This window comes from Micromonospora sp. NPDC005197, from assembly GCF_040608295.1.
In the GTDB taxonomy this organism is placed as follows: Bacteria; Actinomycetota; Actinomycetes; order Mycobacteriales; family Micromonosporaceae; genus Micromonospora.
This window is the reverse complement of sequence record NZ_JBEXHY010000045.1, coordinates 1-25,717: the sequence shown is the minus strand read 5'-3', so window position 1 is coordinate 25,717 and position 25,717 is coordinate 1. Positions and strand designations below refer to the sequence as shown.

General features: G+C 71.0%; 27 protein-coding genes and 1 riboswitch. Of the genes, 24 read left to right on the top strand and 3 right to left on the bottom strand.

The window, feature by feature from the left end:
- The first annotated feature begins 24 nt into the window (after window positions 1-24).
- From rplR to truA, 16 genes are all read left to right on the top strand, one after another.
- Window positions 25-402 carry a 50S ribosomal protein L18 gene (gene rplR, locus ABZU46_RS16955; protein ID WP_344355683.1) on the top strand — a complete coding sequence of 126 codons (378 nt, stop codon included), beginning with the start codon at window positions 25-27 and terminating at the stop codon, window positions 400-402.
- Between the two features lie 33 nt (window positions 403-435).
- Complete coding sequence (gene rpsE / locus ABZU46_RS16950) at window positions 436-1,050, top strand: 30S ribosomal protein S5 (protein ID WP_007465263.1); 615 nt, start codon at window positions 436-438, stop codon at window positions 1,048-1,050.
- Complete coding sequence (gene rpmD / locus ABZU46_RS16945; RefSeq protein WP_007465262.1) at window positions 1,050-1,232, top strand: 50S ribosomal protein L30; 183 nt, start codon at window positions 1,050-1,052, stop codon at window positions 1,230-1,232. The genes rpsE and rpmD overlap by 1 nt, the downstream gene beginning before the upstream one ends.
- Window positions 1,232-1,675 (top strand): 50S ribosomal protein L15, encoded by a 444-nt coding sequence (rplO, locus tag ABZU46_RS16940; RefSeq protein WP_354858649.1) that lies wholly within the window; start codon window positions 1,232-1,234, stop codon window positions 1,673-1,675. The genes rpmD and rplO overlap by 1 nt, the downstream gene beginning before the upstream one ends.
- Window positions 1,676-1,906: 231 nt before the next feature.
- On the top strand, window positions 1,907-3,235 hold the full coding sequence (secY, locus tag ABZU46_RS16935; protein ID WP_354858647.1) for a preprotein translocase subunit SecY: 1,329 nt from the start codon (window positions 1,907-1,909) through the stop codon (window positions 3,233-3,235).
- A complete protein-coding gene (locus ABZU46_RS16930; protein WP_007465256.1) occupies window positions 3,236-3,889 on the top strand; it encodes an adenylate kinase in 654 nt (217 codons plus the stop codon).
- A gap of 88 nt (window positions 3,890-3,977) precedes the next feature.
- Window positions 3,978-4,829 carry a type I methionyl aminopeptidase gene (gene map, locus ABZU46_RS16925; protein ID WP_354858645.1) on the top strand — a complete coding sequence of 284 codons (852 nt, stop codon included), beginning with the start codon at window positions 3,978-3,980 and terminating at the stop codon, window positions 4,827-4,829.
- A 122-nt stretch (window positions 4,830-4,951) separates the two neighbouring features.
- Window positions 4,952-5,509, top strand: a complete 558-nt coding sequence (locus tag ABZU46_RS16920; protein ID WP_354858642.1) for a DUF1707 domain-containing protein — start codon at window positions 4,952-4,954, stop codon at window positions 5,507-5,509.
- 339 nt (window positions 5,510-5,848) lie between these two features.
- Window positions 5,849-6,070: a translation initiation factor IF-1 gene (infA, locus tag ABZU46_RS16915; protein WP_007073013.1), complete on the top strand. Its 222-nt coding sequence runs from the start codon at window positions 5,849-5,851 to the stop codon at window positions 6,068-6,070.
- A gap of 91 nt (window positions 6,071-6,161) precedes the next feature.
- Window positions 6,162-6,275 carry a 50S ribosomal protein L36 gene (gene rpmJ / locus ABZU46_RS16910; protein WP_043965539.1) on the top strand — a complete coding sequence of 38 codons (114 nt, stop codon included), beginning with the start codon at window positions 6,162-6,164 and terminating at the stop codon, window positions 6,273-6,275.
- A gap of 255 nt (window positions 6,276-6,530) precedes the next feature.
- Window positions 6,531-6,911: a 30S ribosomal protein S13 gene (gene rpsM / locus ABZU46_RS16905; protein ID WP_007465236.1), complete on the top strand. Its 381-nt coding sequence runs from the start codon at window positions 6,531-6,533 to the stop codon at window positions 6,909-6,911.
- 87 nt (window positions 6,912-6,998) lie between these two features.
- Complete coding sequence (gene rpsK / locus ABZU46_RS16900; protein WP_030329919.1) at window positions 6,999-7,406, top strand: 30S ribosomal protein S11; 408 nt, start codon at window positions 6,999-7,001, stop codon at window positions 7,404-7,406.
- Between the two features lie 13 nt (window positions 7,407-7,419).
- A complete protein-coding gene (rpsD, locus tag ABZU46_RS16895; RefSeq protein WP_354858640.1) occupies window positions 7,420-8,046 on the top strand; it encodes a 30S ribosomal protein S4 in 627 nt (208 codons plus the stop codon).
- Window positions 8,047-8,144: 98 nt separating this feature from the next.
- Window positions 8,145-9,167: a DNA-directed RNA polymerase subunit alpha gene (locus ABZU46_RS16890; RefSeq protein WP_007465227.1), complete on the top strand. Its 1,023-nt coding sequence runs from the start codon at window positions 8,145-8,147 to the stop codon at window positions 9,165-9,167.
- A 34-nt stretch (window positions 9,168-9,201) separates the two neighbouring features.
- Window positions 9,202-9,759, top strand: coding sequence for a 50S ribosomal protein L17 (rplQ, locus tag ABZU46_RS16885; RefSeq protein WP_354858638.1), 558 nt, complete (start codon window positions 9,202-9,204; stop codon window positions 9,757-9,759).
- A 68-nt stretch (window positions 9,760-9,827) separates the two neighbouring features.
- A complete protein-coding gene (truA, locus tag ABZU46_RS16880) occupies window positions 9,828-10,658 on the top strand; it encodes a tRNA pseudouridine(38-40) synthase TruA (protein ID WP_354858636.1) in 831 nt (276 codons plus the stop codon).
- A gap of 110 nt (window positions 10,659-10,768) precedes the next feature.
- On the opposite strand, the gene ABZU46_RS16875 is transcribed toward truA, so the two are convergent.
- The gene (locus ABZU46_RS16875) at window positions 10,769-11,827 is read right to left on the bottom strand and encodes a hypothetical protein (RefSeq protein WP_354858633.1); all 1,059 of its coding nucleotides are present in this window, start codon (window positions 11,825-11,827) and stop codon (window positions 10,769-10,771) included.
- Window positions 11,828-11,929: 102 nt separating this feature from the next.
- On the opposite strand from ABZU46_RS16875, the gene ABZU46_RS16870 reads away from it, so the two are divergent.
- Genes ABZU46_RS16870 through ABZU46_RS16860 form a run of 3 tightly spaced genes read left to right on the top strand, consistent with a single transcriptional unit; the run spans window position 11,930 to window position 15,256 of the window.
- Entirely contained in the window at window positions 11,930-12,535 is a 606-nt protein-coding gene (locus tag ABZU46_RS16870) for a methyltransferase (protein ID WP_354858630.1), read from the top strand.
- A gap of 41 nt (window positions 12,536-12,576) precedes the next feature.
- The gene (locus ABZU46_RS16865; RefSeq protein ID WP_354858628.1) at window positions 12,577-14,256 is read left to right on the top strand and encodes an ATP-binding cassette domain-containing protein; all 1,680 of its coding nucleotides are present in this window, start codon (window positions 12,577-12,579) and stop codon (window positions 14,254-14,256) included.
- Window positions 14,257-14,293: 37 nt separating this feature from the next.
- The gene (locus ABZU46_RS16860) at window positions 14,294-15,256 is read left to right on the top strand and encodes an aldo/keto reductase (RefSeq protein ID WP_354858626.1); all 963 of its coding nucleotides are present in this window, start codon (window positions 14,294-14,296) and stop codon (window positions 15,254-15,256) included.
- A 94-nt stretch (window positions 15,257-15,350) separates the two neighbouring features.
- On the opposite strand, the gene ABZU46_RS16855 is transcribed toward ABZU46_RS16860, so the two are convergent.
- Window positions 15,351-15,896: a hypothetical protein gene (locus tag ABZU46_RS16855; protein ID WP_354858623.1), complete on the bottom strand. Its 546-nt coding sequence runs from the start codon at window positions 15,894-15,896 to the stop codon at window positions 15,351-15,353.
- A gap of 65 nt (window positions 15,897-15,961) precedes the next feature.
- Window positions 15,962-21,811 (bottom strand): ThuA domain-containing protein, encoded by a 5,850-nt coding sequence (locus tag ABZU46_RS16850; RefSeq protein ID WP_354858621.1) that lies wholly within the window; start codon window positions 21,809-21,811, stop codon window positions 15,962-15,964.
- A 290-nt stretch (window positions 21,812-22,101) separates the two neighbouring features.
- Window positions 22,102-22,211: riboswitch (TPP riboswitch) on the top strand.
- Here ABZU46_RS16850 and thiE point away from each other — a divergent pair.
- The 5 genes from thiE to ABZU46_RS16825 form a co-directional block, all read left to right on the top strand.
- Window positions 22,206-22,829, top strand: a complete 624-nt coding sequence (gene thiE / locus ABZU46_RS16845) for a thiamine phosphate synthase (RefSeq protein ID WP_354858619.1) — start codon at window positions 22,206-22,208, stop codon at window positions 22,827-22,829. It overlaps the preceding riboswitch by 6 nt.
- Complete coding sequence (thiO, locus tag ABZU46_RS16840; protein ID WP_354858616.1) at window positions 22,826-24,052, top strand: glycine oxidase ThiO; 1,227 nt, start codon at window positions 22,826-22,828, stop codon at window positions 24,050-24,052. The genes thiE and thiO overlap by 4 nt, the downstream gene beginning before the upstream one ends.
- Complete coding sequence (gene thiS, locus ABZU46_RS16835; RefSeq protein ID WP_234583421.1) at window positions 24,043-24,243, top strand: sulfur carrier protein ThiS; 201 nt, start codon at window positions 24,043-24,045, stop codon at window positions 24,241-24,243. The genes thiO and thiS overlap by 10 nt, the downstream gene beginning before the upstream one ends.
- Window positions 24,240-25,019, top strand: a complete 780-nt coding sequence (locus ABZU46_RS16830; protein ID WP_354858613.1) for a thiazole synthase — start codon at window positions 24,240-24,242, stop codon at window positions 25,017-25,019. Before thiS ends, ABZU46_RS16830 begins: the two co-directional genes overlap by 4 nt.
- Window positions 25,016-25,717, top strand: a 702-nt coding sequence (locus tag ABZU46_RS16825; RefSeq protein WP_354858610.1) for a thiamine phosphate synthase, incomplete at its 3' end; no start/stop codon positions are given. The genes ABZU46_RS16830 and ABZU46_RS16825, both read left to right, overlap by 4 nt.

Here is a 25,717-nt window from a genome sequence, read left to right as displayed (position 1 = left end):
GGCAGGTAAGAAGTGAGCGCCACGCTGCTCAAGCGCCGCCGCGGCGTCGCCGCCAAGCGCGCCGTTGGGCGTGCGCGTCGGCACTTCCGCGTCCGCAAGAACGTCAGCGGTACGGCCGAGCGTCCGCGCCTGGTCGTCACCCGTTCGCTGCGGCACATGGTTGCCCAGATCGTCGACGACACCAAGGGCCACACCCTGGCGTCGGCGTCGACCCTGGACTCCTCGCTGCGCGGTACGGAGGGCGACAAGAGCGCCCTCGCCGGCAAGGTGGGCGCCCTGCTCGCCGAGCGGGCCAAGGCCGCCGGCGTCTCCAAGGTCGTCTTCGACCGCGGTGGCAACCGGTACGCGGGGCGAGTCGCCGCGCTTGCCGACGCCGCCCGCGAAGCCGGGCTCGAGTTCTAACAACCCCGTCACGAGAGATAAGGAAGGCTGCTGATGCCAGGTCAACAGCGCCGTGGCGGCGGGTCCGGTGGCAACGAGGGTGGTCGCCGCGACAACCGCCGTGAGGGCGGCCGCGGAAACGCGCCCGTCGAGAAGACCCCGCACCTTGAGCGGGTCGTCGCGATCAACCGCGTCGCCAAGGTCGTGAAGGGTGGTCGTCGCTTCAGCTTCACCGCCCTGGTGATCGTGGGCGACGGCGACGGCACGGTCGGCGTGGGCTACGGAAAGGCCAAGGAGGTGCCCGCGGCGATCGCCAAGGGTGTCGAGGAGGCCAAGAAGCACTTCTTCAAGGTTCCGCGGATCGGTCAGTCGATCCCGCACCCGGTGACGGGTGAGGACGCCGCTGGCGTCGTGCTGCTCAAGCCGGCCTCGGCCGGTACGGGTGTCATCGCCGGCGGTCCGGTGCGTGCCGTGCTGGAGTGCGCCGGGATCCACGACGTGCTCTCCAAGAGCCTCGGCTCGTCGAACCCGATCAACATCGTGCACGCCACCGTGGCGGCCCTGAAGGGGCTTGAGTCCCCCGAGCAGGTCGCGGCGCGTCGTGGTCTGCCGGTGGAGGACGTCGCGCCGGCCGCCATGCTGGCGTCGCGTGCGGGGGTGGCGCGCTGATGGCACGCCTGAAGGTCACCCAGCTCCGGTCCGGTATCGGGACCAAGCACAACCAGCGTGAGTCGCTGCGTTCGCTCGGTCTCAAGCGGATCAACGACGTGGTGGTCAAGGAGGACCGGCCCGAGATCCGCGGCATGATCTTCACTGTGAGCCACCTCGTGAAGGTCGAGGAGGTCGAGTAATGACGATCAAGGTGCACCACCTGCGCCCGGCGCCCGGTTCGAAGACCGCGAAGACCCGTGTGGGTCGTGGTGAGGGTTCCAAGGGCAAGACCGCTGGTCGCGGTACGAAGGGCTCCAAGGCCCGCAAGAACATCTCGGCGGCGTTCGAGGGTGGGCAGATGCCCATCCACATGCGCCTGCCGAAGATGAAGGGCTTCAAGAACAAGTTCAAGGTGGTCTTCCAGGTGGTCAACCTGGACCGGCTCGCCGAGCTGTTCCCGAACGGCGGCCAGGTTGGCCCGCTCGAGCTGGTCGAGGCCGGCGCGGTCCGCAAGGGCCAGCCGGTCAAGGTCCTCGGCACCGGGGACCTCGGCGGGGTGGCGCTCCAGGTGTCGGCGCACGCGTTCAGCGCGTCGGCCAAGGAGAAGATCGCCGCCGCCGGTGGCTCCGTCACCGAGCTGTAAGGCGTACGACCTCGGCGCCCGTCAGTTGTGAGTAACTGGCGGGCGCCTAGGTCTGCCTGGGGCGTGTGCGCCCGGTAACATCGGATTCGGTTTATGTAGCCGGGCACACCTGCCCGGAGCGGGACAGGGCTGTTAGAGTCCCATCCCAGCCATGGATTGCGGGCACTCGCCCGTGATCCACCCCCACCCGCCAGGGATCACCGGCGGCCCGCCTCGCGCAGGAGGAAGAAGTTGCTGTCCGCCTTTCTCAGTGCGTTCCGTACGCCTGACCTGCGCAAGAAGCTGCTGTTCACAGTAGGCATCATCGCGGTCTACCGGCTGGGTGCCACGCTCCCCAGCCCGGGCGTCTCGTACGGCAACGTGCAGAAGTGCCTCGACTCCATCTCCGGGCAGACGACGGGCCCGCTGAATCTGCTCAACCTCTTCTCCGGCGGGGCGCTGCTCCAGCTCTCGGTCTTCGCGTTGGGCATCATGCCCTACATCACCGCGTCGATCATCCTGCAGCTGCTGACCGTCGTGATTCCGCGCCTGGAGCAGCTCCGCAAGGAGGGCCAGGCCGGCCAGGCGAAGATCACGCAGTACACCCGCTACCTGACCCTCGGTCTCGGCGTGCTGCAGGCCTCGGCGTTCGTGGCGCTGGCCCGCTCGGGGCAGCTGTTCCAGAACCGCTGCGACCAGTTCCCGATCATCCCCGAGGGCACCGGCATCCCGGACTGGCTGACCCTGTCCATCCTGGTGATCACCATGACCGCCGGCACGGGCATGGTCATGTGGCTCGGTGAGCTGATCACCGACCGGGGCGTCGGCAACGGCATGTCCGTTCTGATCTTCACCTCGATCGCGGCCCGGCTGCCCGGCGAGGGCTGGCAGATCAAGACCAGCCAGGGCTGGGGCAAGTTCGCCCTGGTCATCGCGCTGGTTCTGGTGGTCATCACCGCGGTCACCTTCATCGAGCAGGCGCAGCGCCGGATCCCGGTGCAGTACGCCAAGCGGATGATCGGCCGGCGGATGTACGGCGGCACCTCGACCTACATCCCGCTGAAGGTCAACCAGGCGGGTGTCATCCCGGTCATCTTCGGTTCGTCGCTGCTGTACCTCCCGCAGCTGGCGCTCCAGTTCTTCGACCAGAACGACCCGGGCAAGGTCCAGGCGTGGATCCAGAACAACCTGGTCGCTCCGAACAGCCCGATCTACATCTCGGTCTACTTCCTGCTGATCATCTTCTTCACGTACTTCTACGTCTCGATCACGTTCAACCCGACCGAGGTCGCGGACAACATGAAGAAGTACGGCGGGTTCGTGCCGGGTATCCGGCCGGGCAAGCCGACGGCCGACTACCTGGACTTCATCCTCAGCCGGATCACCCTGCCGGGCGCGCTCTACCTCGGCATCATCTCCATCCTGCCGAACTTCTTCTTCATCTGGCTGGACAGCCAGCAGTATCAGAACTTCCCGTTCGGTGGCACCGCTGTGCTCATCATGGTCGGCGTCGGTCTGGAGACCGTGAAGCAGATCGAGAGCCAACTCATGCAGCGGAACTACGAAGGGTTCCTGCGGTAGATGAGACTCGTTCTGGTTGGCCCGCCGGGTGCGGGTAAGGGCACGCAGGCAGAGTTCGTCGCCGCGCACCTGTCGGTACCCAAGATCTCGACCGGAGACATCTTCCGCTCGAACGTCACCCAGGGCACGCCGCTCGGCGTCGAGGCGAAGCGTTACATGGACGCAGGTGAGCTGGTTCCGGACGAGGTCACCATCAACATGGTCCGGGACCGGCTGGCCGAGCCGGACGCCAGCGAGGGCTTTCTGCTCGACGGCTTCCCGCGGACGACTCCGCAGGCCGCCGCTCTGGACAAGCTCCTCGCCGATCTGGGCACCGCCCTGGATCTGGTCCTGGAGCTGGTGGTCGACGACGACGAGGTGATCCGGCGGCTCTCCGGCCGGCGCACCTGCCGGGGTTGCGGCAAGATCTGGCACGTCGAGTTCGACGCCACCACCCGGCCGGGCATCTGTGACCGGTGCGGCGCCGAGCTGTTCCAGCGCGACGACGACAAGCCGGAGACCATCGCCACCCGCCTGCGGGAGTACAGCGAGAAGACCGCGCCCCTGGTCGACTACTACGGCGCCCAGGGCAAGCTGGTCGGGATCGACGCCACCGGCCCGGTGGAGGACGTCACCACCCGGGCCATCGACGCCCTGCGGTCGTACGGCGGCTGAGGTTCTCCCCGCGCCGCGGCGGATAGAGTGCGAACAGCGGGGTACGCCAGACGTGCCCCGCTGAATGGCCACGAAAGGTAACCGCTCCATGCGTCGTCCCCAGCTGGACATCCAGCTGAAGACCCCTGACCAGATCGAGAAGATGCGCGCCGCCGGGCTCGTGGTCGCCGAGGCCCTGCGCCGGATGCGCGAGGCGGTGGCCCCCGGCGTGAGCACGGCGGACCTGGACGCCATCGCCGAGTCGACGATCCGCGAGGCGGGCGCCGTCCCGTCCTTCAAGGGCTACCACGGCTTCCCGGCGTCGATCTGCTCGTCGGTCAACGAGCAGATCGTGCACGCCATCCCCTCGCCGGAGCAGGTGCTCGCCGACGGCGACCTCATCTCGATCGACTGCGGCGCGGTGCTCAACGGGTGGCACGGGGACTCCGCTATCACCGTCGGGGTGGGCGACGTCGACCCGGCGCTGCTCAAGATGGCCGAGGTCGCCGAGGACGCGATGTGGGCGGGCATCGCCGCCGCAGCGCGCGGAGCGGCCAGCGGCAAGGGGCGGCTCACCGACATCTCGTACGCCGTGGAGACGGCGGTCCGCAAGGGCGGCCGGTACGGCATCGTCGACGGCTACGGTGGCCACGGCATCGGCACCGAGATGCATCAGGACCCGCACGTGCTCAACCACGGCCGGCCGGGCAAGGGGCCGCGTCTGGTCCCCGGCATGGCGCTGGCGATCGAGCCCATGATCACCATGGCGTCCCCGCGTACGGTCGAACTGGCCGACGGTTGGACGGTCGTCACCCGGGACGGTTCGGTCGCGGCGCACGTCGAGCACTCGATGGCGCTGTTGCCCGACGGCGTGTGGGTGCTCACGGCCTTCGACGGGGGCCGCGCCCGCCTGGGCGACCTGGTCACCGCCCGCCAACCCGCAGAAACCACAACCCCCTGACCCACCTCGCCGGTTGATCATGAAGTTATTGCCCTGACACGCCGGTGCGGCTGGCAATAACTTCATGATCAACCGATGTTCGAGGTCGGGCTGACTGGCGTGGCGGTGGCATGCTTGCCGGCATGGACGGGCGCGACGGGATGCGAGCCGCGGACGCGGACCGCGAGGTGGTTGCCGACCGGCTACGGGCCGCCCTCGGCGAGGGGCGGTTGGACCTGCACGAGTACGACGAGCGGGTGCAGCGGGCCTACGCGGCGCGCACGTACGCCGAGCTGGACGCCCTGCTCACCGATCTACCCCCGGTCACGCCCCCGGAGCATTCGGCCCTGCGGCCGGCCAGCGCGCCGGCTGAGCCGCCCGTCGGCCCGCTCGCGCACGGCCACGTCAATCGTTGGCTGGTCGAGGTCTGGCTGCCGTACGTGAGGGTGATCGCCATCGTGGTGATCATCTGGGGCGTGACCTCGCTGCTGAGCCAGGAACTGCTCTACTTCTGGCCGGCGTGGGTGGCCGGGCCCTGGGGCGTGGTGCTGCTGCTCCGGACGGTCGGCGGGCTGGCCGGGGGAGAGCCGCGCCGGCAGGCGATCGAGCGGGAGCGTCGGCGTGAGCGTAAGCGGGCCAAGCGTGAGCGCCGCCGGGAGCTGCGCACCGACGGGCCGGAAGACCCCGGGCCTGAAACCTGACCCACCCCGATGATCATGGACTTGGTGTCGTCGATCGCGGTGTTTCGCCTCGACAACCTCATGATCGATATTCGGTGGGGCGCGGCTCCGCGAAGATCATCCGAGGGCCGGGTGGGGGAGCGGGGGCCGACGCGAGGCTGCGGTGGGTGGCCGGTTTGGCGACGGCGCGCAGGCCGGCGTACACTTTCTGTTCGGCGCACAGCGTCCACTCCGGCATGCCCACCCTGCGCTTCGGTGGGACCTGGAGCCGCGGCTGGCGCGGGCTTCTGATCTTGGTCAGTTTCCCGTGTAAGACGTTGTGGGCCGCCCGGAGCAATCGACGTCAGGACAGCGGAGGACATGCCGAAAAAAGACGGAGCCATTGAGATCGAGGGTCGGGTCATCGAGCCCCTGCCGAACGCCATGTTCCGGGTGGAGCTCGCGAACGGCCACAAGGTGTTGGCTCACATCAGCGGCAAGATGCGGCAGCACTACATCCGCATCCTGCCGGAGGACCGGGTCGTCGTCGAACTCTCGCCGTACGACCTGACCCGCGGGCGCATCGTCTACCGCTACAAGTAGTCCTGACGTCGGCCGGGAAGTCCCGTGTCCGTCTTCGACGTCCGGTCTCGCGCATCGCGCGTCCCCGGGCCAGATGGGAAGTAAGGCAACCGTGAAGGTCAAGCCGAGCGTCAAGAGGATCTGCAACAAGTGCCGGGTTATCCGCCGGCACGGCCGGGTCATGGTCATCTGCAGCGACCCGCGCCACAAGCAGCGCCAGGGCTGACTCAGCCCGTCCGGTCGGAACACGGCCGGGTGGCGTTGGTCCGGGCAGTTCCTCAGCGACACACACATCACACATGCTCGTCCCAGCCGCGAGACGTACTTCTTCGTGGCTGACCCCCGGTCGGAGGCCGGGGCCCGCTCGGGCAGCGACCGATCCCGGTCGCCGGCGCTGACAGCGTCGGAAAGACGGGACGGCCGGTAGCGGGGTGGGACGGGTCCACACCTCCGCCACACATCACGAGGAGTACGCCCGCACATGGCACGTCTAGTCGGCGTGGATCTCCCCCGCGAGAAGCGGATGGAGATCGCGCTCACCTACATCTTCGGGGTCGGTCGCACCCGCGCCCTGGAGACACTCGCCGCCACCGGCATCTCGCCGGACAAGCGCGCTCGGGACCTCACGGACGAGGAGCTCGTGCAGCTCCGCGACCACATCGAGGGCAACTACAAGGTTGAAGGCGACCTGCGCCGCGAGGTCGCCGCTGACATCCGCCGCAAGGTCGAGATCGGCTGCTACGCCGGCATCCGGCACCGCCGGGGCCTGCCCGTGCGTGGCCAGCGGACCAAGACCAATGCACGGACCCGCAAGGGCCCGAAGCGGACCGTCGCCGGCAAGAAGAAGCCCGGCAAGAAGTAGTTCTTAACCGGATGACGGGGTCGGCCGCCGCCGAGGTAGGGCGGGCCGCAACCCAATCCGGAAAGTCAACTAGGAGCGCACAGACTTATGCCACCGAAGGCTCGTGCCGGAGCCGCTGTCAAGAAGGTCCGGCGCAAGGAACGCAAGAACGTCGCCCACGGGCAGGCGCACATCAAGAGCACCTTCAACAACACCATCGTGTCCATCACGGACCCGACCGGTGCGGTCATCTCCTGGGCCTCCGCGGGCCAGGTGGGCTTCAAGGGCTCCCGCAAGTCGACTCCGTTCGCCGCGCAGCTGGCCGCCGAGGCCGCCGCGCGTCGGGCCATGGAGCACGGCATGCGCAAGGTCGACGTGTTCGTCAAGGGCCCCGGCTCCGGCCGGGAGACCGCGATCCGTTCGCTGCAGGCCGTCGGGCTGGAGGTCGGCCAGATCGCCGACGTCACCCCGCAGCCGCACAACGGATGCCGTCCGCCTAAGCGTCGTCGGGTCTGAGAGGTAGAGAGAGATGGCTCGTTACACCGGTGCTGACTGCCGCCGTTGCCGGCGGGAGAAGATGAAGCTGTTCCTCAAGGGCAGCAAGTGCGATGGCCCGAAGTGCCCGTTCGAGTCCCGGCCGTTCCCGCCCGGGCAGCACGGCCGCGGCCGCACCAAGGAGACGGAGTACCTGCTCCAGCTCCGCGAGAAGCAGAAGGCCCGCCGCGTTTACGGCGTGCTGGAGAAGCAGTTCCGTGGCTACTACGAGGAAGCCGTTGGCAAGCAGGCCAAGACCGGTGAGGTCCTCCTGCAGATCCTCGAGTCGCGGCTGGACAACGTCGTTTACCGGGCCGGCTACGCCCACTCGCGGGACATGGCCCGCCAGCTGGTCAAGCACGGTCACTTCATGGTGAACGGCAAGAAGGTCGACATCCCGTCGTACCGCGTCAAGGAGCACGACATCATCGAGGTCCGGGGCAAGAGCAAGGAGCTCACCCCGTTCGTGGTGGCGCAGGCTCAGGCCGGTTCGAAGACGGTGCCGGCCTGGCTGGAGGCAATCCCCAGCCAGATGAAGGTGCTCGTGCACTCCCTCCCGGCCCGGCAGGTCATCGACACGCAGGTCCAGGAGCAGTTGATCGTCGAGCTCTACTCCAAGTAGTCGGGCTCGTTGCGGTGGCCCGCCCTTCGGGGCGGGCCACCGGAACAGTTTGTGTCGTGGACGTCAAATAGCGGGCGTCCTGGAAGAGAAGAGACAACATGCTCATCAGCCAGCGACCCTCCCTCTCCGAGGAGTCGATCAACGAGACCCGGTCGCGGTTCGCCATCGAGCCGCTCGAGCCGGGCTTCGGCTACACCCTGGGCAACTCGCTGCGGCGCACGCTGCTGTCGTCGATCCCGGGTGCGGCGGTCACCTCGATCAAGATCGACGGCGTGCTGCACGAGTTCACCACGATCCCCGGTGTCAAGGAGGACGTGGTCGAGCTCGTCATGAACATCAAGGAGCTGTGCGTCAGCTCCGAGCACGACGAGCCGGTCAGCATGTACCTGCGCAAGCAGGGCCCGGGCGACGTGACGGCGGGCGACATCCAGCCCCCGGCCGGCGTCTCGGTGCACAACCCGGACCTCAAGCTCGCGACCCTCAACGGCAAGGGCCGGCTCGACATGGAGCTGACCGTCGAGCGGGGCCGGGGCTACGTGACGGCTGCACAGAACAAGCAGTCCGGCGCCGAGATCGGCCGTATCCCGGTCGACTCGATCTACTCGCCGGTGCTGAAGGTGACCTACCGCGTCGAGGCGACCCGCGTCGAGCAGCGCACCGACTTCGACCGGCTCATCATCGACGTCGAGACCAAGCCGTCGATGGGCCCGCGTACCGCGCTGGCCTCCGCCGGTTCGACGCTCGTGGAGCTGTTCGGGCTGGCCCGGGAGCTGGACGAGACCGCCGAGGGCATCGACATCGGGCCGTCCCCGCAGGACGCCCAGCTGGCGGCGGACCTCGCTCTGCCGATCGAGGAGCTGGACCTCACCGTCCGCTCCTACAACTGCCTCAAGCGCGAGGGCATCAACTCCGTTGGTGAGCTCATCGGGCGTACCGAGGCCGACCTCCTCGACATCCGCAACTTCGGTCAGAAGTCGATCGACGAGGTCAAGATGAAGCTCGCCGGGATGGGTCTCGGGCTGAAGGACTCGGCTCCGAACTTCGACCCGGCGCACGTCGTGGACACCTTCGGCGAGGCCGACTACGACACCGACGACTACCGCGAGACCGAGCAGCTCTAGTCCGCGCTGCCGCCACAACTGAGGAGCACCAAAAATGCCCACGCCCACCAAGGGCCCCCGCCTCGGCGGCAGCCCCTCGCACGAGCGGCTGATGCTCGCCAACCTGGCGACCGCGCTGTTCCAGCACGGCAAGATCCAGACCACCGAGACGAAGGCCCGCCGGCTGCGTCCGCTGGCCGAGCAGCTCATCACCAAGGCCAAGCGCGGTGACCTCGCCTCGCGGCGGCGGGTGCTGGGTGTCGTCAAGGACAAGGACGTTGTCTACGCCCTGTTCGACCAGATCGCGCCCCGGTACTCCAACCGCCCCGGCGGTTACACCCGGATCGTGAAGACCGGTCCGCGCAAGGGTGACAACGCGCCGATGGCCATCATCGAGCTGGTGGAGGAGCTTCAGGTCGCCGAGCCGAAGGTGAACAAGAAGACCGCCGCCCGCAAGGCCGCGCAGCAGGACAAGGTCGAGGCGCTCGCCCCGGCCGAGGAGGCCCCGCAGTCGGCCCCGGCCGACCAGGACTCCGAGGCGCCGGCGTCGGCGTCCGGTGACACCGACGCCGCCCGCGAGGACAGCGACGAGGCCACCGAGAACAAGGCCTGATCAAGGGCAACGTCGGGCCCGGCACCCCCATCGGGGTGCCGGGCCCGACCCGTAACAGGAGGTACGAGGTGGACGAGCGGATCCGGCTGCGGTTGGACGTCTCGTACGACGGCGCCGGTTTCTCCGGCTGGGCGCCCCAGCCGACCCGGCGGACCGTCGCCGGGGTGCTCGTCGAGACCCTGGACCTGGTCCTCGGCGCGGGCACGGCGACCGGTCTGACCGTCGCGGGTCGCACCGACGCGGGGGTGCACGCCACCGGGCAGGTCTGCCACCTGGACCTCCCCGCCGAGGTGTGGCGGCAGCACGACGGACGGCTGCTGCGCCGGCTCGCGCGGCTGCTCCCCACCGACGTGCGGGTACGGGCGATGTCGGAGGTGCCGGCCGACTTCGACGCCCGGTTCTCGGCCACCTTCCGGCGCTACGAGTACCGGGTGACCGACGCCCCGTACGGCGCCGAGCCGCTACGCCGGCACGAGGTGCTGGCCTGGCCGCGACCGCTGGACCTGGCCGCCCTGAACGCCGCCGCGGCCGGTCTGGTCGGTGAGCACGACTTCGCCGCGTACTGCCGGCGCAAGGAGAACGCGACGACGCTGCGCGAGGTGACCCGGCTGGACTGGCGGCGCGACCCGGACGGCATCCTGGTCGCCACCGTGCAGGCGGACGCGTTCTGCCAGGCGATGGTCCGCAGCCTCGTGGGGGCGATGCTCGCGGCCGGCGACGGCCGTCGGGCGGTCCAGTGGCCGGGCAGCCTGCTCGACCGGCAGGAGCGTTCCAGCGAGGTGACGGTGGCCCCGGCGCACGGGCTCACCCTGGTCGCGGTCGGCTACCCGGCCGACCCGGCCGACTACGCCCGCCGCGCCGACCTGACCCGCCGCCTGCGCGTGCCCGTCGAGGGCTGACAACGGCGGCCGCGACCTCGTCCGCCCGTCGAGAAGGCTGACGACGGCGGCAGCGGACGACGACGGGTGTGCCACCGGTCGGCGGCACACCGGTCGGGCGGAGGCGCGGATCAGTCTCCGGGCAGTTCGCCGTCGCCGCTGCTGCTGCCGCTCTGGGTTCCGCCGCTCTCGGTCGGCGCTGCCGTTGGTTGTCCGGCCGTGCGGCTGTCGGCCCGCCGTTGCAGGACGCCTCGGCTGAGGTGCGCCTCGATCATGTCGAACAGGATCTCCCGGATCTTGGTGTCGCCGGACTTGACCGCGGCTCCGTCCGCGCGGACCACCAGCGCGTACACCAGGTAGTGGCCCCGGACCTGCCAGCCGACCCGTGCCGGGGCGGTGGCCAGGACATCCGCGTCGTCGCCGGCGGACAGCCCCCGGAACCGGCCCTGCCGGTCGTCGAGGAGTTGCCGGATCCGGTCCCGGGCCCGTTCGGCGCTGACCTTGTCGGTGAGGTTGAACAGGCCGGCGGTGACCAGGTGGTCGCCGCCGGGAGCCCGCAACGTCGCCCGGACGACCTGGTTGCAGCCGAGCCGGACCAGCAGGTCGGCCACCTCGTCGGTGGCGGCGACGGCGCAACTGCCGCTGGAGTGCGTCTTGAGGATCTCGTAGGCGGGCTGGCCGTCGGCGAGCTTCAACTCCTTGCCGGGAAAGAGTTCCTTCGCGGTGAGCGGCGCCTGGTCGGTGTCCCGCGAGTCGAGATCCTGCCGCTGCGCGGAAGCGGACGCGGCGACGTTCGGCTGGTACGTCGGGGTGGCCTGTGGCGCCGGCTTGTTGTCCACCAGCAGCGCGGCGGCGCCCAGACCGCAGAGCGCGAGCAGGACCAGGACGGCCGCACCGCCGACCAGCACCTGCCAGAGTCGCCCGCCGCCGCGCCGCGCGGGCGGCTCCACCGGCTGGGCCGAGGTGTAGACCTGGCTGCGGGGGGCCGCGACCGGGGTGCTGACGCGGGTGACCGGCGGCGGCTGGGTCGACGGCAGCATCAGCTGGTTGGGTCGGGGCAGCGACGGAGCGGGAAACCGGGACGGTGAGGGGCCGGCCGGCGGAGGCGGACCGGCGCCGAGCACGGCCAGGTCGGAGCCGGGCTCCGGGTCCTCGAATGCGTCCTCTTCGGACTCGTACCGATACACCATGTCGCCTAGAGTAGGAGCCATTGTCCCTTTAGGGGGTAATATTGGGAAATGCGGCTGTGGGCCGTGTCGTGGCCGACCCGGGCCGGTGCGAGAATTGCCGGCGTGACCGGCGACCATTACTTCACCGCGCAGCCCGCCAGCGACGCGCCGGCGCGCGAAGTCGAGTTCTCTGTCGCCGACCGCGACTACCAGCTCGTCTCGGCCGGCGGCGTCTTCTCCGCCAGCCGCCTCGACCCCGGCACGGCGGTGCTCCTGCGCAAGGCCGAGCTGCCCGCCGCCGACACCACCGGTGACCTGCTCGACCTCGGCTGCGGGTTCGGCCCGATCGCCTGCGTGCTGGCCGACGTGGCACCGGCGAGCACCGTCTGGGCGGTCGACGTCAACGCCCGCGCCCGCGAACTGACCGCCGTCAACGCGGCCCGGATCGGCGCCGCCGACCGGGTCCGGGTCAGCGCACCGGACGACGTGCCGGCGGACCTCCGGTTCGCGCAGCTGTGGTCCAACCCGCCCATCCGCATCGGCAAGGACGAGTTGCACGAGCTGTTGCTGCGTTGGCTGCCCCGACTCGCCCCGGACGGCGTCGGCTGGCTGGTCGTCGCCCGCCACCTCGGCGGCGACTCGCTGCACCGCTGGATCGTCGACCAGGGTTGGCAGGTCGAGCGGCACGCCAGCCAGAAGGGCTTCCGGGTGCTGCGGGTCACCCGGTAATTGGATGTCCCTCCCGGCCCTGGCTGGGGCAGGATCCCGGCGTGGGATACGTGGACGTGGCAGCGGTCGGGCACATCCTGCCCGACGGTCGGGAACTCTTCGCCGACGTGTCGTTCCGGGTCGGTGAGGGCGCCAAGGTCGCCCTGGTCGGGCCGAACGGCGCGGGAAAGACGACCCTGCTGCGGATGGTCGCCGGTGACCTGCCGGTGCGTACCGGCACGGTCGCGCGGGCCGGCGGGCTGGGCGTGATGCGCCAGTTCATCGGCATGATCGGCGACGAGACGACGCTGGCCGACCTGGCGCTGTCGCTCGCCCCGCCACCGCTGCGCGACGCCGGCCGCCGGCTCGCCGAGACCGAGACGGCCATGCGGGCGGCCGAGGTCCGCGGCAAGTTCAGCAGCGCCGCCGGAAAGGCCCAGCTGGCGTACGCCGACGCGCTCGGCGCCTGGGGCGAGGCCGGCGGGTACGACGCCGAGGTGCTCTTCGACACCGTCGCGACCATCGTGCTCAACCAGCCGTGGGACGCCGTACGGGACCGGCCGGTGCGTACCCTCTCCGGCGGCCAGCAGAAGCGCTTCGCCCTGGAGTTGCTGCTGCGCGGCCCGGACGAGGTGCTGCTGCTCGACGAACCGGACAACTTCCTCGACGTGCCCGGCAAGCGCTGGCTGGAGGCGCGGCTGCGCGAGTCCACCAAGTCGGTGCTCTACGTCTCGCACGACCGCGAGCTGCTGGCCCAGAGCGCCGCCCGGGTGGTGGCCGTGGAGGGCGGCAGCGCCTGGGTGCATCCCGGTGGCTTCGCCAGTTGGTACGAGGCGCGGGTGGCCCGGCACGCCCGTCTCGACGAGCTGCGCCGGCGCTGGGACGAGGAGCACCAGAAGCTGCGCGAGCTGATGCTGATGTACAAGCAGAAGGCCGCGTACAACGACGGGTTGGCCTCGCGCTACCAGGCCGCGCAGACCCGGTTGCGCAAGTTCGAGGAGGCCGGGCCGCCGCCCGTACCGCCGAAGGACCAGGACATCCGGATGCGGCTGACCGGCGGGCGAACCGGCAAGCGCGCGGTCGTCTGCGACCAGCTGGAGCTGGACGGCCTGACCTTCCCCTTCGACCTGGAGATCTGGTACGGCGACCGGGTGGCGGTGCTCGGCGCCAACGGCACCGGCAAGTCGCACTTCCTGCGGCTGCTGGCCCGGGGTGGCACCGATCCCGACCCGGCGAACGGACCGGTCGACGGGGCGGGCGCGCTCGCCCCGGTGACGCACGACGGCACCGCCCGGCTCGGCGCCCGGGTCCGCCCCGGCCACTTCTCGCAGACCCACGACCGACCGGAGCTGATGGGCAAGACGCTCGTCGAGATCCTGTGGCGGGGTGACGAGCACCGCACCGGGATGGACCGGCACGCGGCGATGGGGGTGCTCAGCCGCTACGAGCTGGCCGGGCAGGGCGACCAGCGCTTCGGCACGCTCTCCGGCGGGCAGCAGGCCCGGTTCCTGGTGCTGCTGTTGGAGCTGTCCGGCGCGACCCTGCTGCTGCTCGACGAGCCCACCGACAACCTCGACCTGGCCAGCGCCGAGGCGCTGGAAGCGGGCCTGAACGCGTTCGAGGGGACGGTGGTGGCGGTCACCCACGACCGGTGGTTCACCCGCTCCTTCGACCGGTTCGTGCTGTTCCGGGGCGACAGCGAGGTGGTGGAGACCCCGGAGCCGGTCTGGGACGTGGGCTGAGCGGTCACCGGGCGGCGGTGCGTCCGGCCGGCATAGGGTGGATCTCGTGACTGAGATGACCTATCGCCGGCTGGGCGACTCCGGGCTCGTGGTGTCCGTCGTCGGGATCGGCTGCAACAACTTCGGCCGCAAGCTCGACCTCGATGGCACCCGCGCGGTCGTGGACGCCGCCCTTGACGTCGGGATCAACCTCTTCGACACCGCCGACATCTACGGCGAGCCGCAGGGCGGCTCCGAGGAGCTGCTCGGGCAGGCGCTCAAGGGACGCCGGGACGACGTGGTGGTGGCCACCAAGTTCGGCATGGACATGAACGGCCTCAACGGTCCGGACTTCGGCGCCCGGGGTTCGCGGCGGTACATCGCCCGCGCGGTGGAGGCGTCGCTGCGCCGGCTCGGCACCGACCACATCGACCTGTACCAGATGCACGAGCCCGACCCGGGCACCCCGATCGACGAGACCCTCGCGGCCCTCGACGATCTGGTCCGCGACGGCAAGGTCCGCTACCTGGGCAACTCCAACTTCGCCGGCTGGCAGATCGCCGACGCCGACTGGGTCGCCTCGTCCAACGGCCGGTCCCGCTTCATCAGCGCGCAGAACCACTACAGCCTGCTGGAGCGGTCCGTGGAGGCCGAGGTGATCCCGGCCTGCGAGCGGTTCGGCCTCGGCATGCTGCCGTTCTTCCCGCTCGCCAACGGCCTGCTCACCGGCAAGTACAAGCGCAGCGGGCAGCCGCCGGCCGGCAGCCGGCTCTCCGGCGGTGGCCGGTACGCCGACCGGCTCGCCGCGGCCGACTGGGACACCATCGAGGCGATCGAGGCGTACGCGGCCGAGCGGGGTCTGACCATGCTCCAGGTGGCGATCGGCGGGTTGGCCGCCCAGCCGGCGGTGACCTCGGTGATCGCCGGCGCCACCACGCCCGAGCAGGTGTACGCGAACGCCGCCGCCGGCACCTGGGAGCCCAGCGACGACGACCTGGCGGCGCTGCGCGCCATCCTCTGAGCGCGGCGGGCGCGTGGTCGCCTGAACGACACCGGGCCGGGCCGCTCGTCGCGGCCCGGCCCGGTCGTTTCAGTGGCGCCGGAGCGCCGGTCGGTCAGTCGTTCGGCGTCCAGGTGCGGCGGCGGCCGAACAGCATGGCCGCCCCCATCGCCGCGGCGACCAGCACGAGGCCGGCCGCCGCGAACGGCCACCAGCCGGCGCCCGCCCCGCGGTCGCCGGTCCCGTCCGCGGTCACCGCGACCGGTCTGGGGGCCGGAGGTGACTGCGCCGCCCGGGCCTGCACCGTGGCGGTGGCCTTGCCCTGCAGCGGAGCGGGGGAGTTCACCGTCACCTTCCACGTGCCGGTGGAGAGCACCGGGCCGCTGCTGTAGAAGCCCTGTCCCTCGGGCTGTGGCTCCAGTTGCACCGGCCCGACCCGCTGCCCGTCCGGGCCGGTGGCGGTGAGCACCAACCGCACCAGCTGGTCCAGCCGGCGGCCATCGGTGTAGGTGGCCTGGATGGTGACCCCCTCGGCGCCGTCGCCGGCCACCGTCAGCTTGAGTTTGTCGGCTTGGGCGGCCGCCGGGACCGCGGCGAACAGGGTCAGGGCCAGTCCGGCGAACACGGCGGCGACCACCTTGCGGATACCCGTCACGGACATCTCCTCACTACGGATGAGGGAGGCCCCTCCCCGACACCGTGGCGTCGGGGAGGGGCCTCGTCGGATCAGAGCTGGCGGCCCGGAGCGAGCCGGGTGACGTCGCCACTCAGTCGCCCGGCACCCTTGACGGGTTTGCCGTCGTTCGCCTTGACCCCGGCGTTGCTGGCCGGCGTTCCGCCGAGCCGCACCGTCATGGCGTCGGCGTCGCGGATCAGCACGTCCCGGATCTCCGCCTCGGTCACCAGCTTGGTGTCCGCGGCGAGCTTCCGGAATGCGGTCAGTTCCTTGAGCGCCTTGTTGTCGTTGCCCGCCGCCTCGGCCTTACGAACGGCGTCGAGCTTGTTCGTCAGATCCTTGTGGGCCTTGGCCGAGAGCCGCCCCGTCGCCTTGAACCGGTCCAGCAGGAACTGCATGTCCCGGAACGAGGTGGTGACGAAGAACCGGACCGCCGAGGTCGTCGTGTTGCCGGCCTTGTCGGTCGCGGTGACGGTCAGCTCGTGCAGGCCGAGCGGCAGCTCGTACATGGCCTGCAGGGTGCCGCTGGCGTACGCCTTGCCGTCCAGTTGGCCGACCACGGTCGCGATGCCCGAGGTCGGGTCGACGGCCTGCCAGGACACCCGAACGTCCTGGCTGTCCCCGTAGAGCTGGCCGTCGGCGATACCGGAGACCAGCAGCGTCGGCTTGGTGCCGTCGATCTTCAGGATCGCCGACTTGAGCGTCTCGGCGTTGCCCGCCTTGTCGGTGGAGCGGTACAGCAGCTCGTGCTGCCCGTCACCGGTCACCTCGACCGGCTTCGAGTACGGCGTCCACGCGCCTCCATCCAGCGACCACTCGACCGTCTTGACTCCGGAACCGGCGTCGGTCGAGGTCAGCACCACCGGGATCGTTCCGTTGTGCCAGCCCGCGTCGTTCGCCGGAGCGAACGTCGCCGTGGTGACCGGCGCGGTGGCGTCGATCTTGACCGAGACGGTCTTCGTCGACTCCACGTTGCCCGCCTGGTCCGTCGAGCGGAATCGCAGCTCGTGCTCGCCGTCCCCGCTGACCGTCACCGGAGCGGTGTAGTCGGTCCAGGTGGTGGCCCCGTCCAGCTGGTACGCCGTACCGGCCAGTCCGCTGCCGCCGGCCTCGTCGGCGGCGGTCAGGGTGACCGTCACCGGCCCGGTGTACCACCCGTCGGTGGGGGTGCCGGACACCGCCGCCGTCGTCACCGGAGCGGTCTCGTCGGTGACCACCTTGGTGCTCAGCCGGAAGTAGTCGAACGAGGCCGTCTTCGACGCCGTCTGGTTGGCGCCGAGGGTGAACAGACCGACCTTCGGGGTGGCCCCGACCGCGCTGTTGGTCAGCGCCTCCAGCGTGGTCCAGGTCGTCCCGTCGGCCGAGTACGACGCCGTGAAGGTGTCGCCGCTGCGGGCCAGCCGCAGGTGCCACACCGCCGAGGTGAGGCTTGTGGCCTCCGGCTGCGGGTTCTGGACGACGCCGCCGATCTCGCTGCGGAACTCGATCCGCCGCGTCACCGTCTGGCCGGCCTGGTTGTCCGCGATGAAGTCGAACTTCAGGTAGTTGTCGTCGTCCGCCTGCACGAGCAGACCGGCCTGCTGGTACTGCTCGTTCAGCAGGCTGCCGTCGACAGCCGTCTCCAGGGTCCAGTCGCCCGAGGGCGCGGTCTGGAGGATGAAGTTCTTCGGCCCGGTGTTGCTGGTGCCGTAGATGTCACCGTTCGGCACGTCGATCCGCAACGCGCCACCGGTGACCCGGTAACCGTTCGGGTCCTCCCGCAGGATCGCGTCCCACCGGCACTTGTCCAGCGTGTCGCCGGTGAACTCGTCCGACGGGTCGATCGGGCCGGCCGGGGCGTCCGGCGTGACCTGGAACGAGTCGAACGCCGCGTCGACCACTGGTGCCTCGGTGCCTCCGTTGAGCGCGAAGACCCCGATCCGCGGGTTGGTGATGCCGGCGAGCGCGGCCGACCGGCCGGCCGGGGTGAAGGTCTGCCCGTCGCCCGAGAAGGCCGCGGTCAGGTTCGTCCCGTCGCTGGTGATCCGCAGGTACACGGTGTCACCCGCCGGTGCGGCGGCGTTGTCGGCAGCGTCGTTGCGCGGCGTTCCGGCCGTCTCCCGGATGAACTCCACCCGCCGGCTGCCGTTGTAGAGCAGGTCCAGCTTGGCGTAGTTGTCGTCGTCGCCGTAGACCAGCAGGCCAGCCTGCTGGTAGTTGGCCGTCACCGGCAGGGTGACCTTGGTGGTCATCTCCCAGGCGCCGCTCGGAGCCGCCTGGAGCACCAGGTTGGTGGCGTCGTTGCGCGCGCCGTAGAGGTCACCGACCCCGGTCGGCAGCCGCAGCGCGCCGCCACTGACCGAGTAGAGCTGGTTCTCCCGGACCACGCTGGTCCACCGGCCCTTGTCGAGGCTGGTGCCGTTGAAGTCGTCCGAACGCGCCCCGAAGCAGGACGTGTCCGGCGCGTTCACCCGCACCGGCACCGTGGCGTACGACTTGGCGCCCTTGCTGTCGGTCACCGTGAGGGTGGCCGTGAAGGCTCCCACGCTGGTGTACGTGTGGCTGGCGTCCAGGGTGGACGCCGTACCGCCGTCACCGAAGTCCCAGGCGTACGTCAGCGGGGTGTCGCCCTCGGCGTCGGTGGCCGTGCCGTCGAAGGAGACGGTGACCGGCACGGTGCCGGTGGCCGGGGTCGCGGTGGCGGTGACCACCGGCGGCCCGTTCTCGGTGACGCCGCGGCCGACGAAGTCCATCCAGTTGACGTTGAACAGGGAACCCGTTCCGCCGTTCGGATCGCGGGCCACGAAGTACAGCGAGCCGCTCGCGGCACCGGTGACCGGCGCGCTCACGTCCGTGTACGTCTGCCACGCGCCGGTCGCCGGAACGGTGGCCGTGGCCACGACCGGTCCGTCGACGGCGCCCGCGTGGACCTCGATCCGACCGCCGGCGGCGGCCGAGGCGGCCCGGAACCGGATCTCGGTGATGTTCGTCAGGTTCGCCGGGACGATCGACCACCAGTCGCCGTCCTCGATGAACCCGATGTTCTGGCCGCCACCTGCGGTGTCGGCCCCGGTCTCCCGCTGCACGCCGGCGTCTCCGCCGCCGGTGCCGCCCGGCACCCGTCCGGTGGCCGTGAAGTACTCGGCCTGCTTCTGCTTGGGCTGCAGGATCTCGATGTCCCGGCCGGTGAGCGCGCCGGACCCGCCGGCCCCGCCCTTGTCGGTGTAGGTGGCCTCGAAGACCGCGAACACGTTCGCCTCGGCGCCGTGCCCGGAGGCGAGCGACGTCTGGACGGTGCCGGTGCAGCCGGTGTGCTGCTCCAGCGGGTGGGCGTGCTCGTCGTGACCGAGCAGCACCTGCAGGTTCACCCGGGCGCAGTCGATCTGCCCGTCCTCGGGGTCGGTCACCTTGACCGTGTAGCGGACCTGGTCACCCCAGTTGAAGAAGCCACCGTCCGGCGGGAACTCGATGCTCACCGTCGGTGCGGTGTTGCCCACGGTGACCGGCACGTTGGCCACCGCGGTACGGCCCTTCGGGTTGGTCACGGTGAGCTGGGCGGTGTAGTTGCCCGCCGTGGCGTACGTGTGCGTCGGGTTGGCCTCGGTGGAGGTCTGCCCGTCGCCGAAGGTCCAGGCGTAGGTGAGCGCGCCGCCGTCCGGGTCCCGGGAGCCGGCGCTGGAGAAGGCGACCGTCAACGGCGCCGGCCCCGAGGTCGGGTTGGCGGACGCCGCGGCAATCGGTGCGCGGTCGCCGGCGGTGTAGTCGATCCGGTAGATGCCGGAGTCGTCGTTGTTGCCGCCGAAGCCCGTGCCCCACTCGATCAGGTAGAGCGCGCCGTCCGGGCCGAACTCGAAGTCCATCGGCCGGATCATGCGCATACCGGTGAGCAGCTGGTTGATGTCCACCAACGACTTGCCGTCGGCGGTCATCTGCATCGTGTACATCTTGTTCTGGTTCCACTCGCCGAGCAGCGCCTTGCCGTCGTAGTAGGCCGGCCACTTGCGGGTGGAGTTGAGGTTGGCGTCGTACCGGTAGGCCGGACCGCCCATCGGGGCGCCACCGCCACCGATCTCCGGGTACCGCGCGTCACCGGCGTAGCCGTAGTCGACGGTGGCCGGGACGACCGGCGGGAGGTTGGTCAGGCCGGTGTTGTTGGGCGAGTTGTTCACCGGCGCGGCGCAGTCGAACTTCGGACCGCTCGGGCCGGACGGGAACGTGTAGTCGTTGTACGCCTCGTTCGTCCCGGTGCAGTACGGCCAGCCGTAGTTGCCGGGGGTCACGACGTTCCACTCGACCAGACCGCGGGGGCCCCGGTTCGGGTTGTCCGCGTTGGCGTCCGGCCCGTAGTCCCCGACGTACAGCGTGTCGGTCTTCGGGTCGGTGCCGATCCGGAACGGGTTGCGGAAGCCCATCGCGTAGATCTCGGGACGGGTCTTCTCGGTGCCCGGCGCGAAGAGGTTGCCGGTCGGAACGGTGTACGTCCCGTCGTCCTCCGGGTGGATCCGGATCACCTTGCCGCGCAGGTCGTTCGTGTTGGCGGAGGTGCGCTGCGAGTCGTAGTCCTGACGGCCCGGCCGCTCGTCGAGCGGCGAGTACGCGTTCGACTCGAACGGGTTGGTGTTGTCACCGGTGGCCAGGTAGAGGTTGCCGGCGCTGTCGAAGGTCATGCTGCCGCCCGCGTGGCAGCAGGTGTTGCGCTGGGTGTCGACCCGCAGCACCTGCTTCTCGCTCGCCGGGTCGATGGTGTCGCCGGTCACCGTGAACCGGGACAGCAGGTTGCGGGTGACGCCGTCGTTCGGGGCGTAGTAGAGATACACCCACTTGTTGGTGGCGAAGTCCGGGTCGAGCCGGATGCCGATGAGGCCGTCCTCGTTGCCGGTGAAGACGTCCAGGTCGACGGCGGTGACGGTGCTGCCGGTGTCGGGCTTGATGATCTGCACCCGGCCGTCGCGCTCGATGTAGAAGACCCGCCCGTCGGGGGCGATGTCCAGCTCCATCGGGTTGCTTGTGTTGCTGTCCAGCGTGACCTTCTCGAAGCTGGACGTCTTCGAGGCGCCGCAGTCGGCGTCGACCACGCCGGCCGCCGTCTGGATGCCGCCGAGCAGGTGCTTGAGGAACTCGGGCTCGGCGTACGACTCCCGGGTGTGCCCGCCGCCGGTGTACCAGGAGCGGCCACCGTCGAAGTCCTGGCACCACGCGGTCGGGTGGTCGGCGCCCATCGCGCCGGCGCCCGGGGTGTAGCTCTTCTCGTCCAGGCTGGCCAGCACGTGCACGTCCGGCCGGGGGTTGGTCTGGAAGTTGTACCACTCGTCGAACCGGGACCAGCGGTCCGGCAGTTCGGCGGTGGACGGGTGGGCGTGGTCCTCCACCTTGACGGTGGCCTGCTGGTTCTGCGGGTGGTTGGCGAAGTACGCGCCGACCAGGTCGCCGTACCAGGCCCAGCTGTACTCGGTGTCCGAGGCGGCGTGGACGCCGGCGTAACCGCCGCCGGCCCGCACGTAGCGCTCGAAGGCCGCCTGCTGGTCGGCGTCGAGGACGTCACCGGTGGTGGAGAGCCAGATCACGGCCTTGTACTTGGCGAGGTTGGCGTCGTTGAACGAGGCGCCGTCCTCAGTGGTGTCCACTGTGAACCCGTTCGCCGCGCCGAGCTGCTGGATGGCGGCGATGCCGGTGGGGATGGAGTCGTGCCGAAAGCCGGCGGTCTTGGAGAAGACCAGGACGGAGTAGGGGTCGGCCGCTGCGGCCTTCGGTGCCTTCGGCACCACCTGGGTGACCGGAGCCGCGGCCTGCGCGTCTCGCGGGGGGACCTGCGCCGCGGCCGGAGCCGCCTGCGCCGGCGACCCGAGCAGGGTCGTCGAGGCGAGCGCTAGGGAGAGCAGGGTAGCGGTGAGTGGTAAACGGGTACGACGAGAACGGGACACGCCGCCTCCAATGTCGCGGTGGACAGGAATCGCGGGGGCCGGCTGCCGAAGACCGTCCCGGATGGAGCCGGCGGGGAGGCCGTGCCAGGGCGTCCCCACCGGCATTTTGTCGAATCGCTGAACAAATTAATTCTGGTGTATCCATGTCGGGCAAGATGCCGGCCGGTAACGGTTCTGCAACGGCGTGCGACATTCCGAACAGGACCGGAGAAAGTACCCCATCGATGGAGCCGTGTCCGGCCGGCGGCCGCTCCCTTGGCAGACCGGCGGAACTGTCGTACGGTGACAAGCAAGTAACCCACGGGAGCCCGGTGTACCGGGCTGAGAGGGGGGCTGACAGCCCCCGACCGTCGAACCTGATCCGGGTAATGCCGGCGCAGGGAGGAGTGTTGCCGTGCCGTCCCTTGGACGACTGCATCTGATCACCGACACCCGACCCGGGCGTGACCCACTCACCGTGGTCCGGGCCGCCCTCGCGGCGGCCCGCGCCGACCTCGTCGTGCAGGTCCGGGTGGAGGACTCCGCGACCGATCGCGAGGCGTACGACCTGGCCGGCCGGGTGCTGGCGCTCTGCGCGCCGTACGGAGCGACCTGCCTGGTCAACGACCGGCTGCACGTGGCGCTCGCGGTGGGCGCCGCCGGTGGGCACGTCGGGGCCGACGACCTGCCGGTCGCCGCCGCCCGGCACGTGCTCGGCCCGACCGGAGTGCTCGGCGCCACCGCACGCGCGCCGCAGACGGCGGTCGAGGCGGTCACCGCCGGGGCCAGCTACCTGGGCGTCGGCCCATGCCACGCCACCAGCACCAAGAACGGCCTGCCGGATCCCATCGGGCCCGCGGGCGTCCGCGCCGTCGCCGACGCCGTCGACGTGCCGGTCATCGCGATCGGCGGGGTGACCGCCGACCGGGTGCCGGCGCTGCGGGCCGCCGGGGCGTACGGGGTGGCGGTGGTCGGCGCGCTCTCCGACGCCGCCGACCCCGCGCGGGCGACCGCCGACCTGCTGCGGGCGCTGGCGTGACGCGCACCGATGTGGCGGTGGTCGGCGCGGGCCCGATTGGACTGGCCATCGCGTGGCGCTGTGCCATCCGGGGGTTGCGCGTCGAGGTGCACGACCCGGCTCCCGGGTCGGGGGCATCGGCCGTCGCCGCCGGCATGCTCTCCCCGGTCGCCGAGGCGTACTTCGGTGAGCGGCGGCTGACCGAGTTGCTGGTGGCGTCCGCCGCCCGCTGGCCCGGGTTCACCGCCGAGCTGACCGAGGCGAGCGGCACCGAGATCGGCTACCGGACCGAGGGCACCCTGATGGTCGGGCTGACCGGCGACGACCTCGCCGAGGCACGCCGGCTCTGGGCGTACCAACAGGGGTTGGGTCTGCCGGTGACGCCGCTGCGCCCCAGCGAGCTGCGCGACCGCGAACCGGCGCTCGCCCCTCGGGTGCGCGGCGGCGCGCTCGCGCCCACCGACCACCAGGTCGACCCCCGGCTGCTGGTGCCGGCGCTGCGCACGGCCGCGCAGCGGGCCGGCGCGGTGCTCGTGCCGCAGCCGGTCCGGCGGCTGTCGGACGTCGACGCGGGGGTCACCGTGGTCGCCGCCGGCTGCGGGGCCGCCGCGCTCACCGGCCTGCCCGTGCGGCCGGTGAAGGGCCAGATCCTCCGGCTGCGCGCGCCCGGCGGCGTCGCGCCGGGCTTCCGGCACGTGATCCGGGGGTACGCCGACGGCGAGCACGTCTACCTGGTGCCCCGCGCCGACGGCGAGGTGGTCCTCGGCGCGACGGTCGAGGAGCGCGCGGACACCAGCGTCACCGCCGGCGCGGTGCTGCGGCTGCTGCGAGCTGGTGTCGACCTGCTGCCCGAGCTGACCGAGTACGACCTGGTCGAGGCGGTCGCCGGTCTGCGGCCCGCAACGCCGGACAACGCGCCGATCCTCGGGCCGCTGCCCGGCCGGCCGGACGTCCTGGCCGCCACCGGGCACCACCGGCACGGCATCGTGCTCACCCCGATCACCGCCGAGAAGATCGCCGACCTGGTGACCACCGGCGTGCCCGACCCGCTGCTCGCGCCCTTCGGCGCGGACCGGTTCGCCGTCGCGTCGTCGACCGGGACCGGCGACGCGGCACGGCCCGACGCGGGCGACGTGAGCGGACGCCGGTTCGCCGTCGCCTCTCCGGCCGGCGACGCGGCACGGCCCGGCGCGGGCGACGTGAGCGGACCTGGACGGACGACCGAGGAGGACCTGTGGAGTTGACGGTGAACGGGGCCGGGCGCAGCGTCCCCGGCGGCGCGTCGGTGGCCGACCTGGTCCGCGACGTCGCCCCGCACCAGCGTGGCGTCGCGGTCGCGGTCAACGGCGAGGTGGTGCCCCGGGCCGGCTGGCCGGGCACGGTGCTGCGCGACGGTGACCGCGTCGAGGTGCTGACCGCCGCGCAGGGCGGGTGAGCGGCGTGTCCTTCGAACTGGGTGGGGTCACGTTCTGCTCGCGGTTGATCCTCGGCACCGGCGGCGCCGCGAACCTGCACGTGCTGGAACAGGCGATCCGGGCGTCCGGTACGGAGCTGGTCACGCTGGCGCTGCGCCGGGTGGACACCGCCCCGGGCACCGCCGGAGGGCTGCTCGACCTGCTGGACCGGTGCGGCGTACGGCTGCTGCCGAACACCGCCGGCTGCCACACCGCGACCGAGGCGGTGAAGGTGGCCCGGCTGGCGCGCGACGCGTTCGACACCGACTGGGTCAAGTTGGAGGTGATCGGCGACGAGCGGACGCTGCTGCCCGACGGCGTGGAACTGCTCCGCGCCGCCGAGGAGCTGGTCGCCGACGGCTTCACGGTGCTGCCGTACACGAGTGACGACCCGGTGCTGGCCCGCCGCCTCGCCGACGTGGGCTGTGCCGCGGTGATGCCCGCTGGGGCGCCGATCGGCTCCGGGCTCGGCATCGGCAACCCGCACCACATCCGGCTGATCCGGCAGAGCGTGGACGTCCCCGTGATCCTGGACGCCGGCATCGGCACGGCGTCCGACGCGGCCCTGGCCATGGAGCTGGGCTGCGACGCGGTTTTGCTGGCCAGCGCGGTGACCCGGGCCGCCGACCCGGTGGCGATGGCCACGGCGATGCGGTACGCCGTCGAGGCGGGCCGACTGGCCGCCGGTGCGGGACGGATCGCCCGCCGCTTCCACGCCCTGCCGTCCACTCCCGACGAGGGAAGACCAGACCTGTGACGGGGTTGGTGCCGTCGGGGGTGGTCCTGTTGACCGATCGGCTGGTCGCCACGGGCGGGCTTGAACGGGTCGTCGCGGGAGCGGTCGCCGGGGGAGTGCGGTGGGTCGTACTGCGGGAGAAGGACCTGCCCCGCGCCGAGCGCGCCGCCCTCGCGGTCGACCTGCGCGCGATCCTCGCCGACGTCGACGGGACCCTCATCGTGGCCGGCCCCGACCAGCTCGGCGGCGACGCCGTCCACCTGCCCGCCGCCGGCCCGTACCCGCCGCCGCCCCACCAACTGGTCGGCCGCTCCTGCCACAGCGTGGCCGAGCTGAACCGCCTCACCACCGAGCACTACGCCACGGTCTCCCCAGTCTGGCCAACAAAATCCAAGCCCGGCTACGGCCCACCCCTGAACGTCGCGGGACTGGGCAACCTGGTGCGCGCCAGCCCGGCGCCTCTGCTGGCTCTGGGCGGGGTTGAAACCCCGGAACAGGTAACCGCGTGCGTCGACGCCGGAGCCGCCGGAGTGGCCGTGCTGGGCGCACTCATGCGAGCCGAAGACCCAGAAGAAACAGCCGCCACCCTGAGCAGCGCCTTCGTCAAGGCGGTCACCCAAAAGCTCGTAAAAAGCCGGCACGGGCGCACGGAGGCCCCCCGGTCAGGGCTGCGGCCGACCGTGCCCACGCAGGGATCAAGCCTGACCGCCCGGAGTGGG

Excerpts from the sequence above, each read along its gene's own strand:
- rplO (WP_354858649.1), top strand. The coding sequence starts at position 1,232 with ATGACGATCAAGGTGCACCACCTGCGCCCGGCGCCCGGTTCGAAGACC.
- rpsK (WP_030329919.1), top strand. The coding sequence starts at position 6,999 with ATGCCACCGAAGGCTCGTGCCGGAGCCGCTGTCAAGAAGGTCCGGCGC.
- rpsD (WP_354858640.1), top strand. The coding sequence starts at position 7,420 with ATGGCTCGTTACACCGGTGCTGACTGCCGCCGTTGCCGGCGGGAGAAG.
- ABZU46_RS16930 (WP_007465256.1), top strand. The coding sequence starts at position 3,236 with ATGAGACTCGTTCTGGTTGGCCCGCCGGGTGCGGGTAAGGGCACGCAG.
- ABZU46_RS16875 (WP_354858633.1), bottom strand. The coding sequence starts at position 11,827 with ATGGTGTATCGGTACGAGTCCGAAGAGGACGCATTCGAGGACCCGGAG.
- map (WP_354858645.1), top strand. The coding sequence starts at position 3,978 with ATGCGTCGTCCCCAGCTGGACATCCAGCTGAAGACCCCTGACCAGATC.
- ABZU46_RS16855 (WP_354858623.1), bottom strand. The coding sequence starts at position 15,896 with ATGTCCGTGACGGGTATCCGCAAGGTGGTCGCCGCCGTGTTCGCCGGA.
- rpsM (WP_007465236.1), top strand. The coding sequence starts at position 6,531 with ATGGCACGTCTAGTCGGCGTGGATCTCCCCCGCGAGAAGCGGATGGAG.
- ABZU46_RS16920 (WP_354858642.1), top strand. The coding sequence starts at position 4,952 with ATGGACGGGCGCGACGGGATGCGAGCCGCGGACGCGGACCGCGAGGTG.
- ABZU46_RS16890 (WP_007465227.1), top strand. The coding sequence starts at position 8,145 with ATGCTCATCAGCCAGCGACCCTCCCTCTCCGAGGAGTCGATCAACGAG.
- rpsE (WP_007465263.1), top strand. The coding sequence starts at position 436 with ATGCCAGGTCAACAGCGCCGTGGCGGCGGGTCCGGTGGCAACGAGGGT.
- rplQ (WP_354858638.1), top strand. The coding sequence starts at position 9,202 with ATGCCCACGCCCACCAAGGGCCCCCGCCTCGGCGGCAGCCCCTCGCAC.
- rpmD (WP_007465262.1), top strand. The coding sequence starts at position 1,050 with ATGGCACGCCTGAAGGTCACCCAGCTCCGGTCCGGTATCGGGACCAAG.
- infA (WP_007073013.1), top strand. The coding sequence starts at position 5,849 with ATGCCGAAAAAAGACGGAGCCATTGAGATCGAGGGTCGGGTCATCGAG.